We start from the raw sequence: 11,041 nt of genomic DNA, 5'->3' as shown, positions 1-11,041 counted from the left end.
CGCCAAGGGATAGATTTCCTACGCAGTCACCTGGCGATTTTAACCCCACATTCAACAATCTTCTCTGCATTAGCGCTCAAGTGCCGGTAAAGTAAGCCATCTCTTGCCTGGATACTCGGATGAACAGCGTGCAGCTTTTTCGCGGCCAGTTGCGGCCAGCCTTGATAGGGTCGTTGATGGGGTTATTGCTCAGCGTGGCCGGTGCTACAACTGTGTATGCCGACGACGGTGTGACGCTGACCACGATCGACCAGGTGCCGGAAGGCGTCGAGGTGCGCGGCAAGCAGGTCGCGGCCTACACCTGGGCCGACCGCCAGGGCAAGAACCTGCTGGTACTCGCCGAGCAGGTCAGCGAGCGGGACGACGATGGCACCCAGTCGGCTTTTGTCTATGCCGCCCAGTATTTGCTGGATGGCGAACATCCCAAACGCGTCTGGATGCTCTACGACGATGTACAGCATTGTGAGTTCGATGCCGCGCTGCGTTTTGACCGGGCCGCCACCAAAGTCACCGACCTGGCGGGAGATGGCATCACCCAGGCCACGGTCGGCTACTCGCGCACCTGCACCAGCGACGTCAGCCCGCGTGAATTCAAGCTGATCATGCATGTGGGGAAAGCGCAGAAATACCGCCTGCGCGGCGTCGATCGTGTGGGCGCAAGCTGGTGGGATGAGGAAGCCGGTGCGTTGCGTGGCATGCCGTTGCCCAAGGATTGCAGCGTCGCTGCGCAACAGGCGCTGGTGAGTCAGTACCAGGAGCAGGGTACCGAACTGCCGCTGCCGGGCTGTTATGGCGATGAGAAGGACTTTGCCAAGGCACCGGACAGCTACCTGGCGTTCATGCGCCAGCATTGGTTTGCCCTGATGCAGGCGCAGGACGCGGATTGGAGCCAGTCACAGACCCAGTCCCCGGACCCGGTCGAGGACGATCAATAGCCGTGATTTTGTGCCAGGGCCGGTCCTGCGTTAGACTCGGCCTTCGCCAATTCACTAAATACACCTATTAATCAACGAGTTGATAGGTGTATTTAATCCAAAGGCTAAACTGTTTTGACTGAGACTATCCGCAACCCGCTGACCCTCTACCTCACCCGCCTGGCGCCCTCCAGCCAATTGACCATGCGTTACGTGCTGCAGGATGCCGCCGACCGCCTCGGTTTCGAAGACATCAACCTCGAAGAGATCGACTGGCACCTGCTGCAACCGGAACACGTGATCGCCCTGATTGCAGCCTTGCGCGAGGACGGCTATGCGCCGAACACCTCGTCGCTGTATGTGAACGCCGTGCGTGGCGTGATGAACGAAGCCTGGCGCATGAGCCTGATCAGCCAGGACCATCTGCTCAAGATGCGTTCGGTCAAGGCCGCCTCCGGCACGCGCCTGGGGCAGGGGCGCAACCTGCGCCGCACGTTGATCCGCGAACTCATGGAGGTCTGTGCCGCCGACCCGCGCCCTCAGGGCCTGCGCGACGCCGCCGTCATCGGCATTCTGTATGGCTCAGGCATGCGCAAGTCGGAATCGGTCAACCTGGATCTGGCGCAGGTCAACTTCGAGGAACGCAGTTTGCGCGTGACCGGCAAGGGGCATAAAGAACTCCTCAAGTACGCGCCACAGTGGGCCTTCGCCAAGTTGCAGGCGTGGCTGGCGTTTCGTCGCGAGCAACTCAAAGAGGGGGAAGAGGACGATACCTTTTTATTCAACCGCATCCGCCGGGGCAGCCATATCACCCGGGAGCGTATTACCAAGCATGCGATCTATTACATCGCCCGTCAGCGCGGCGAGCAGGTGGGCGTGAAGATCATGCCCCATGATTTCAGGCGTTCATTCATCACCCGTGTGATTGAGGAACATGACCTGTCGATCGCCCAGAAACTGGCGCACCACACCAATATCCAGACCACGGCCAGTTATGACGTGCGCGACGACAACGAGCGGCGGCGCGCGGTGGATCGTTTCGATCTGTAGATGAGCTCAGATCTGTAGAAGAGCTCAGCTATGGGGGCAGGCGTCACCGACACGGATGTAGTCCAGTTCATGGCGCACACCCTGGCTATCGACGTAGATCACATGCCCCTTGACCGGCCCGCAGGGCGTAGCCGCTGCGCGGGTGCTGCGCACGGCCTTGGCGATATCCAGGTCTTGCGCGTAATCGTCGGCCTGGTTGACCGGCGTATTGACGCCCGGGCCGGGGTCACCCTGGGCGGCGGCGAGGGTGCTGAACAGGCTCAGCACGGCAATCAGCAAGTAACGCATGGCGACCTCCAACCCCAGCGGGAGTGGTTTGACGAGGTTGCCATTCTATAAAGCCCGGCCGCAGGGGCTGAACGGATTCCGGCCAATAGCGGTTATCAGTGAAAACGATGTCAGGACCGCGCAGTCACCAGGTGCGGCGGCAGACGGCGCAAGGTCCACAGGGTGACGAGCAGCGCAGCCAGCGCGCACAGTGCGATGCCCACCAACATCGGCGCAGGCGTGTGATCGGCAAACACACCGACCAGGGCCATGCACACCGCCCCGGTGATCATCTGGATGGCGCCCAGCAGGGCTGACGCGGAGCCCGCTACCGCGCCATGATCCTCAAGGGACAGGACGCCGGCCGCCGGCAACAGCAGGCCGAGGAAACCGAAGCCGATAAACAGCAGGCTCATCATCACGGCCAGATGACTGCTCCATGCCGTGGTTACCGCGAGCAAACCCAACACACTGGCGACGGCGATCACTGACCCGCGAATCAGCCGCGCCAGCCCATAACGCGCACTCAGGCGCGCAGTGAGTTGGCTCATGGTAAAGAACGACGCGGCATTCAGCGCAAAGCACAGGCTGAATTGGGTGGGTGTCAGGCCGAAATACTCGATGTACACGAACGGTGCACTGCCGATGAACACGAAGAAGGTGGCCAGACCAAAGCCACTGACCAACGACAACCCGATGAACACCGGATCGCGCAATAACGCCCCGTAGCTGCCGATGGCATTGCCCAGCGTCTTGCCCAGGCGGCGTTCGGCCGGATGGGTTTCGGGCAGTTGCAGCCGCGTCATCACCAGGCACAACACCGACACGACGGCCAGCACGGCAAATACCTCGCGCCAACTCCAGATCGAGATCACCAGGCTGCCGGCCAGTGGCGCCAGGATCGGCGAAACACTCATGACCAGCATCAACAACGCCATCAGGCGCGCGGCTTCATGGCCGGTATACAGGTCACGCACAATCGCCCGGGGAATCACCATCCCGGCACACGCACCAAAGGCTTGCAGCGCACGAAAGCCAATCAGCACTTCGATAGTGGGGGCCAGCGCACAGCCGACACTGGCCACGGCAAAAATCGCCAGCCCTGCATAAATCGGCGGCTTGCGCCCGAATACATCGCTGATCGGCCCGTAGAACAACTGGCACACGCCGATGATGACGAAGAATACGGTCAGGCTCATCTGCACCGCCGCCGGCGAGGCATGCAGGCTGGCACCCAGTGTCGGCAGCGCCGGCAGGTAGCTGTCGATAGCGAACGGGCCGATGGCCGTGATCAACCCCAGCAACACGGCGAGGCGGGCAATACTACGGGACATGTGCAATTCCAGGCGAAGCAAAGGCCGGTCAGCTTAAGGGATTCGTGCAGATCCGCAAACTTGGTCTTCACTGACGACAAAGGCTGCCGATAACGTGGTTAGCGATGTTAAAGCCGTTGGGTATGGGGATATCTGCATGACGATCAAATTGCGCTTGGTGCTATTGATTGCGACCGGACTGCTCACTGCGTTGATCATGAGCCTGGCCAGTTACCTGGGGAATACCCGGATGGCCGCGGCCGTGCAGGACAACGAGATGAGCATGACGGTGCTGCGTAACCACATGGAAGCCGACATGATGCACGACGCCCTGCGCGCCGACGTGTTGTCGGCCATGCTGGTGGGCCTGGGGAAAAGCACCAGCACCGCGGCCGAAGTCAATGCATCGATCAAAGAGCATGCCGAACACTTTCGGCAAGTGTTGAGCGACAACCTCAAGTTGCCGTTGGACGATGCGCTCAGGGTTAATCTGGAAAAAATCAAACCCACCCTGGACACCTATATCAGCGCAGGAGAGCGCATAGTGGCGCTGGCCTTGGACAACCCCGAGGCCGCACGCGGGGAACTGGCGACCTTCAATAGCATCTTCAGCCAGCTGGAAGATCAGATGGCGACGCTGAGCGAGCAGATCGAAACCAACACCCAGCAAACCAGCGTCGGCACGCAGCAGACCATCCATAACGCCAACCTCACCCTGGCGGTCGTGCTGATCGCCAGCCTGTTGCTGTTATTGGCCCAGGGCCGCTGGGTCGCGTTGAGTATCATGGCGCCCTTGCGCGCTGCCAGCCGCATTGCCGCAAGCATTGCTCAAGGCAACCTGAGCGAACCGATCGTCGAGCCCCAGCGCAAGGACGAAGCCAGCTCATTGATCCGGAGTCTGGCGATCATGCAGCGCGACTTGCGCGGCATGATCGAAGTGGTGCGCAGCAACGCCCACGGCGTCAACGGCATGAGCGAGCAACTGAGCCAGGGTTGCCATGAAGTGGCCGACAGCAGCCAGCAACAAAGCTCCGCGGCCAGCACCATGGCAGCCGCTGCGAGTGAAATGACCGCCAGCATCGAGGAAATCACCCGGCACTCCGAGCGTGCCTTGAGCATGGCCAATCAGGCGCAAAGCCTGGCCAAGGACGGCGGGCAGGTGATTCACCAGGTGGTGACTGACATGGACGGTATTGCGCGCTCTGCGCAGCAGTCGGCGCAAGTGATCCGTACGCTGGATAAAGAGTCCGAAGCGATCTACAGCATCATCCAAGTGATCAAGGGCATTGCCGACCAGACCAACCTGCTGGCCCTGAACGCCGCCATTGAAGCCGCCCGTGCGGGAGAGCAAGGGCGTGGTTTTGCGGTGGTCGCCGATGAAGTGCGCAGCCTCGCCGGGCGCACCAGCGCGTCCACCCAGGAAATCGCCAGCATGGTCGGGCGAATCCAGCAAAGCACCCGCGAAGCGGTGATGAGCATGGAGGAGGGTGTTGCCCAGGTGGATAAAGGCATGGCCGTGACCGCCGATGTGGAGCGGGCGATCCGAGAGATCCTCCAGGCGACGCTGAACACCACTGAATTGGTGACGGATATTTCCCGCACCATCAGTGAACAGAGCCTGGCCAGCAATGAAATTGCTCATCAGGTGGAGATGATCGCCGGCATGTCGCAAAACAACAGCCGGGTCATCGGTGAAACCGCCTCGACGACAGACGAGTTGTCGAGCCTGGCGGGTAAGCTGTCGCAGTCGGTGGACCGGTTTCAGCTGTAAGGCAGGCCCGGTTCTTCAAGGAAAACGCCCGGCATCGCCGGGCGTTTTCTTGCCTGCTCAGCTGGGTAACAGCGTGCCGGCGGCGTCTGCCACAACCTCCTGGCGTGCATACCCGGCCGCCCTGATGAAATCCGCCAGATGCCAGATATCGCCGTTAGCGGCCCAGGTTCCATCCATCACGTCACTTATCACGATGGATGTCATCAGCACAGGATCGCGCGCGCCCAGGCAGCCGGCAATTGCCTTATGCAGGGCTGCGGCGTAGTGAGCCCGGCGTCCCGCATCCAATTCTCCGGCAGGAGCCAGTACCTGTATGTGGCAGGGCACAACTTGGTCAAAGTTGCTCTGGCCGCCGCATAGCCAGTGTGCAGCAGGCACCTCATCAAGCATGACCCAGGACAGCAGCCGCTGACGAGGGTCACTGCCGAGCCCGGTGGCTTCTACCGCTGCGCAGTCAACAGCGGCCAGAAGCTGTTGAAGGGTGTTTGCACTCAACACATTGGCGGGCAACTTAATCGTGATATTTGGCATACAGAGATGTTCCGGATGAGAGGGACGCCATTGAAACGTTATGCACCTTGAGATGAAATTGGCCGATCAGACATCTTTCGTGCAGAATCGGCCAATGCACGATTTTATTGTTGTTGTCCCCCCTGGCGCGTTTGCCTCCAGTGTCACCTTGACCCTGGACATACTTTCCACTGCCGCAAAGTTGGCACCCCGGTTGGGTCTGCCGGCGCCACGCTGGATGGTCTGCTCGACGGAAGGAGGGCGCGTTTCATTAGGGGCAGGTCTGAGCCTGCTCACGCAGCGTTTGGTACTCCCGTCTGATGGGCGAGCCTGTTGGATTCTGCCTGGATTGGATGTTGATGATCCGGTCGCGCTGAAGTCGAGCTTATTGCAGCCCGAGATGGCGCCGATACTGACCGCCTTGAGTCAGCATGTGGCCGCTGGCGGGACGGTTGCAGCGTCATGTTCTGCCGTATTTCTTTTGCACGCAGCGGGGCTGACAGACGGCAAGACGCTGACGACCACCTGGTGGCTGGCCGCCACATTGCGCCAACGGGTTGCAGGTCGCTGCAATGTCGACCCGGATCGGATGGTGATTGAGGACGCCCCGCTGGTGACTGCGGGTGCCGCGTTGGGGCACACCGATTTATTGATGCACTTGATCGGCCAACGTTTCGGGCCGGAACTGGTCGCGGCGGTGGCCAAGGCTTTTCTTTTAAATCAGCGCCAACTGCAATCACCCTTTATGGTGCCGGCGTTGATGGCCCAAGGTGAACTGGTTGCTGAGTTGATCGCTCATATCGAGGCGTCGCTGCCAACTCCGATGAGTGTGGATGCTCTGGCACAAACGATGCGAATGAGCACACGAACGCTCTCCAGGCAAGTATCCAAGGCGACAGGACGGGGGCCGTTGCACTTGATTCGAACGGTCCAGTTGAATAGGGCGCGAGCGCTCCTGGAGAGTAGTCGCTGTTCGGTGGAGTCTGTGGCCGGGCAAGTGGGGTTCAGCGACCCAACCGCTTTGCGCCGCCTCTTGAAGAAATACCTGAATGCCACTCCGAGGCAACTGAGGTAGGCCGCTTTGGGCAACGGCTAGCCAGGTCATCAGGCAGGGGCTACTTGAGCCCGATGCGTTTACGCATCTGCGCTGTGATGGTCTGTCGGGTTCCCGGCATATCCGCCCACGGATCAACCTTGAGTGTCTCCAGGCGTTGAGGGAGGTTGTGGATGTTCCACGCGTTGGCGCCTTTGATCCCTTTGAGTTCCTCTCTGAAAATCGGCACCGACACCGGCAAGCCCTCGCGGCTACGCGGTGAATAGGCGCTTATCGTGGTCGCACCCAGGCCATTGCGCAGGTAGTCGATGAAAATCCGTCCCACCCGGTTCTTCGGCCCGGAAACTGCCGAGAACCGATCGGGAAGCAGGTTGGCGATATGTTTGACAATCGCATGGCTAAAGCTTTTGACCGCGTCCCAGTCGGCTTTCGGCGTTAACGGCACGACAATGTGGATACCCTTGCCGCCGCTGGTTTTCAGGAACGATTTGAGCCCCAGTTCGTCCAGTACCGTCAATGTCAGCTGGGTGGCCTCGACCATGCTTTTCCATGGCAGGGCCGGGTCGGGGTCAAGGTCGAGAATAAATCGGTCGGGGCGATGCAGATCTTTGGAAACGGCGTTCCAGGTATGCAGTTCAATCGTGCTCATCTGCACCGCGCCGATCAGCGCTTCCAGGTTGTTGATCAACATGACAGGGTGGCCGGTCTCTGCCTTGCCGATGATTTCGATGCCGGGGATTGCCAGGCGCTGCGGGTTTTTCTGGAAAAACAGCTCTGCGCCGATGCCGTCCGGCGCGCGCACCAGCGCGACGGGGCGATTGAGTAACTGCGGTAGAAGCCAGTCAGAGACGGCGATGCAGTAGTCCGCCAGGTCACGTTTGGTTGCGCCGCTGCTGGGGTCAATCACTCGTTGCGGATGGGTGAGCCGAATGGTGGTTGATGCATCGTCGCCGGCTTTACCTTTGGCTTTCGCCGCGATTGCCTGTTTTCGGGTCGGCTTTTTCTCCACTTCAGCGGCATGGGCCGGGCGCTCTTCGATGATCGACTGCGCGGGTTTATCGTTGCGCAGGCCCTGGAACACGGCTTGGCGTACGGAACCTTCCTGTGTGATCTCGGCAAAGGTGACCTCGGCCAGCAGCACAGGCTTCAGCCAGCGCACGTCCTTGGCTTCAAAGCCCTTGGGAGGGTTGACGACTGCCGGCTGCTTGACTTCGAGGGGGGTTAATTGTGCGTAGATCGTATTCAGTGTGGTCTGGTTGAAGCCGGTGCCAACCTTTCCTGCGTATTTGAGCTCACCGCTATCGATGTCGTGCAGCCCCAGCAGCAGCGCCCCGAATTTACTGCGCGAGCCTTTCGGCTCGGTGTAGCCGACAACCACGAATTCCTGCCGACGTTTGCATTTGAGCTTGATCCAGTCGCCGCTGCGGCGTGATACGTAGGCACTGCCAACACGTTTGCCGATAAGACCCTCCATTTGCATCTCGCATGCGCTGTCCAGCAAGGCCTGCGGTGTTTCGGCGAAGTCTTGCGAATACCTGAGAGCCTCATCTTCATTGCGCGCCAGTATCCCGGACAAGGCCTCCCGGCGCTGTTCGACGGGCACCTCGCGCAAGTCCATGCCGTCGAGAAAGGGCATGTCGAAGAGGTAGTAGACAATATTGCCGTCGCGGCCCAGTTCAAAGGCATTTTGCAGGGCCTGGAAATCGGGAACGCCTTGCGCGTTGGCAACCACGATTTCGCCATCCAGCCACGCGGACTTCAAGGCCAGGCCGGCAATGGCTTCGGCCTGGCGAGGCAGCTTGTGCGTCCAGTCATGGCCGTTGCGGGTAAACAACCGCACCTTGCCCTTGTCCACCCGCGCCATGATGCGGTAACCGTCGAATTTGACTTCATAGCGCCAATCCCCCTCAGGGGCTGAATCCACCAGCGTGGCCAGTTCCGGTTTCAGACTTTCCGGGAGAGCGCTGGGCCGCGCATTGGCCAACTTTGGTTGTCCCGGTTTGGCCGGTGATGTGGCCGGTTTCTCGGCGGGTTTGGATGCTGCCGCCGGTTTAGCTGCGCGTTTCTTTTGCGCGACGTTGCGCCGCTTCTGTACGCCGGCTGAGATCTCGATCCAGGTCGGCGCGTGGTCGCTGGGGTGCTCTTCACCTCGGACCCATGCGTCCACGCCGGCGTTCTTGAGGTGAGGGGCGAGCACCGGGTTCAGCAGCAGGTGGTCAATGCGCAAACCGGAGTTCTTTTGCCAATGCTGGCGGAAATAATCCCAGAACGTGTACACACGCTCTTGCGGGTACAAGTGTCTCAGCGAGTCGATCCAACCCTGGCTCAGCAGCCTTTGAAAGCATTCGCGGCTTTCTGGTTGAAGGAGCGCATCCTTGAGCCAGGAGCGGGGGTTGTAGATATCCAGGTCGGTGGGGACGACGTTGTAGTCGCCCGCCAGCACCACCGGGTGTTCGCTGGCTTGCAGCGATTCGGCATGCGCAATCAGATGCTCGAACCACTTGAGCTTGTAATCGAATTTGGGACCTGGCTGCGGGTTTCCGTTGGGCAGGTACAGGCACCCGACGACAACCCCATGCACAGCCGCTTCAAGATAGCGAGACTGCGAGTCGTCCTGCGCGCCGGGCAAACCTTTATGAATCAACAGGGGCTCGGAGTCGCGCGCCAGAATGGCCACGCCGTTCCACGCAGCTTGACCATGATGCAATGAGCCATAGCCCACCGCCTCCAGATCGCTTGCCGGGAAAGCCTTGTCCTGGGCCTTCAGTTCCTGCAGGCACACGATGTCGGGGCGTTCTTTTTCAAGCCACTGCAGGAGGTTGGGCAGTCGCGTCCCTATGCCGTTGACGTTGAACGTGGCGATCTTGAGGTTGCGCATTGCGTCCATCCTCCCTTTATTCACATGGCTTTTATTCCGAGTGCCGCGAAGTGACGTGAGTTCATAATCACTCCCGCAGAGAAATTTGGAACAACTGCCCCAACGGCCCAGTCATTTTTATGTACGGCACAGTCCATATGCAGAGGGGCCGGCACGCTGCTTTCGCAGATTGAAGGGCGCGGATCGTTCCGCACATGATTGGCCCGCACTGAGTGCGGGCTATTTTTATGGACTTGATATCAGTATTAGAACGGCAAGTTTATTCGGGCGGAGGCGGCGTATAGGGTTGTGCGACAAATGGAATATTCCCTGAGGGACGCCATCTCACATTTTCAAGTCCATAACGTTCAGCGAGCGGTTTGCTTATGCGTTTGATCTTATCGTTGCGCGACTTGGGGATGATACCTATCCCTGCATCGCAACATGCCCAGTGCCACGCCTCTTCATTGGTCATGGCTTCACTTCTTATTATGAAAGATTTAGGGGTGTGATGAAGTTCATACTCGATAATATATAGCGTGTTTTTCATGTGAGCTCCTTCTGAATGTTGTCATCAAGTCAGAAAGTGTTCTGAGTTCGAAGCGGCTTTCCTTCGCGTTTCTTGATTGGGGCGTCGTTGCCTGGCTAGGGTTGCCAGGCTAGGAATGAATGAAGCTGCATACACATTCCGCCGGGATGACGGGCAATTCGATTGCATGGATGAGGCCGCTGGCCAGCGCCTGATGTGGATCAAGAATGCGCGGGGCGGCGATCAAATAGTTTTCGGTGTCCAGCTTTTCAACGGCCTGCGCGGTTCGCTGCGCAACGATGCGCGCATACAACTGCAAGTCGTAATCCAGGCTCATGGCGTACTCCGACATGCGCGAATGATCCACGGCGCCCTGTACATGCCAGTGAAACGGATGGAACAGGAACTTGCTGTGCTCGCACGCCGTTCTGCGTTCGCCCGCCAGGAAAATGATATTGCCCATGGATTCCACGGTGCCCAGGTTGTGCGTATGCACCGGAATCGGCAGGGCCAGTAAAAAGTTGTACATCGTGAAGCCATAACTGCACTCACCGCCCATGGTCGCGATGTTCACGATCAAGCCGGTCGCGTTCTGCTGGACAGCCAATGACGATTTTTCGATGAGTTGGCTGCAGGTCGACGCGTTGACCGGGCCTGTGAAGTTGATGATATGCAAAGGCATAAGGCACCTCTGAGTCAGGGATGGCTACCGTTGATGAATAACCAGCACTGCTACGGAGTTCGTTCACAGATGGGAAGTGTCTGTGAGGACCGGA

10 protein-coding genes and 1 pseudogene are annotated in these 11,041 nt (G+C 59.4%); 5 read left to right on the top strand and 6 right to left on the bottom strand.

All coding sequences use genetic code 11. The annotated features are described in order from the left end of the window. Positions 1 to 119: 119 nt before the first annotated feature. Positions 120 to 935, top strand: a complete 816-nt coding sequence (locus tag JBE38_RS06105) for a M949_RS01915 family surface polysaccharide biosynthesis protein (RefSeq protein ID WP_205343868.1) — start codon at positions 120 to 122, stop codon at positions 933 to 935. A 114-nt stretch (positions 936 to 1,049) separates the two neighbouring features. Next, a complete protein-coding gene (locus JBE38_RS06100; protein ID WP_060753021.1) occupies positions 1,050 to 1,964 on the top strand; it encodes a site-specific integrase in 915 nt (304 codons plus the stop codon). A 24-nt stretch (positions 1,965 to 1,988) separates the two neighbouring features. On the opposite strand, the gene JBE38_RS06095 is transcribed toward JBE38_RS06100, so the two are convergent. Both JBE38_RS06095 and JBE38_RS06090 read right to left on the bottom strand, forming a co-directional pair. After that, on the bottom strand, positions 1,989 to 2,252 hold the full coding sequence (locus JBE38_RS06095; RefSeq protein ID WP_205343867.1) for a DUF2790 domain-containing protein: 264 nt from the start codon (positions 2,250 to 2,252) through the stop codon (positions 1,989 to 1,991). Between the two features lie 110 nt (positions 2,253 to 2,362). Continuing rightward, a complete protein-coding gene (locus tag JBE38_RS06090; RefSeq protein ID WP_205343866.1) occupies positions 2,363 to 3,565 on the bottom strand; it encodes a multidrug effflux MFS transporter in 1,203 nt (400 codons plus the stop codon). 136 nt (positions 3,566 to 3,701) lie between these two features. On the opposite strand from JBE38_RS06090, the pseudogene JBE38_RS27950 reads away from it, so the two are divergent. Together JBE38_RS27950 and JBE38_RS27945 are read left to right on the top strand one after the other, a co-directional pair. Beyond that, positions 3,702 to 4,457: pseudogene (locus JBE38_RS27950) on the top strand (HAMP domain-containing protein); the annotation flags it as partial. Further along, positions 4,452 to 5,315, top strand: coding sequence for a methyl-accepting chemotaxis protein (locus JBE38_RS27945; RefSeq protein WP_412046151.1), 864 nt, complete (start codon positions 4,452 to 4,454; stop codon positions 5,313 to 5,315). The pseudogene JBE38_RS27950 and the gene JBE38_RS27945, both read left to right, overlap by 6 nt. Positions 5,316 to 5,372: 57 nt before the next feature. On the opposite strand, the gene JBE38_RS06080 is transcribed toward JBE38_RS27945, so the two are convergent. Further along, a complete protein-coding gene (locus tag JBE38_RS06080; RefSeq protein WP_205343865.1) occupies positions 5,373 to 5,846 on the bottom strand; it encodes a tautomerase family protein in 474 nt (157 codons plus the stop codon). 40 nt (positions 5,847 to 5,886) lie between these two features. On the opposite strand from JBE38_RS06080, the gene JBE38_RS06075 reads away from it, so the two are divergent. Then, positions 5,887 to 6,900: a GlxA family transcriptional regulator gene (locus JBE38_RS06075; RefSeq protein WP_446731242.1), complete on the top strand. Its 1,014-nt coding sequence runs from the start codon at positions 5,887 to 5,889 to the stop codon at positions 6,898 to 6,900. Between the two features lie 40 nt (positions 6,901 to 6,940). On the opposite strand, the gene ligD is transcribed toward JBE38_RS06075, so the two are convergent. From ligD to JBE38_RS06060, 3 genes are all read right to left on the bottom strand, one after another. Beyond that, positions 6,941 to 9,757 (bottom strand): DNA ligase D, encoded by a 2,817-nt coding sequence (gene ligD / locus JBE38_RS06070; protein WP_205343864.1) that lies wholly within the window; start codon positions 9,755 to 9,757, stop codon positions 6,941 to 6,943. A 259-nt stretch (positions 9,758 to 10,016) separates the two neighbouring features. Then, positions 10,017 to 10,286, bottom strand: a complete 270-nt coding sequence (locus tag JBE38_RS06065) for a DUF6555 family protein (protein WP_205343863.1) — start codon at positions 10,284 to 10,286, stop codon at positions 10,017 to 10,019. Positions 10,287 to 10,395: 109 nt separating this feature from the next. Next, the gene (locus tag JBE38_RS06060) at positions 10,396 to 10,947 is read right to left on the bottom strand and encodes an ATP-dependent Clp protease proteolytic subunit (RefSeq protein WP_090371055.1); all 552 of its coding nucleotides are present in this window, start codon (positions 10,945 to 10,947) and stop codon (positions 10,396 to 10,398) included. Between the last annotated feature and the right edge of the window lie 94 nt (positions 10,948 to 11,041).

Origin of the sequence: Pseudomonas sp. ICBG1301 (genome assembly GCF_016918385.1) — a bacterium.
Taxonomy (GTDB): domain Bacteria; phylum Pseudomonadota; class Gammaproteobacteria; order Pseudomonadales; family Pseudomonadaceae; genus Aquipseudomonas; species Aquipseudomonas palleroniana.
Note: the sequence above shows the minus strand (reverse complement) of the source record. Positions and strands in the feature narration are given on the sequence as shown.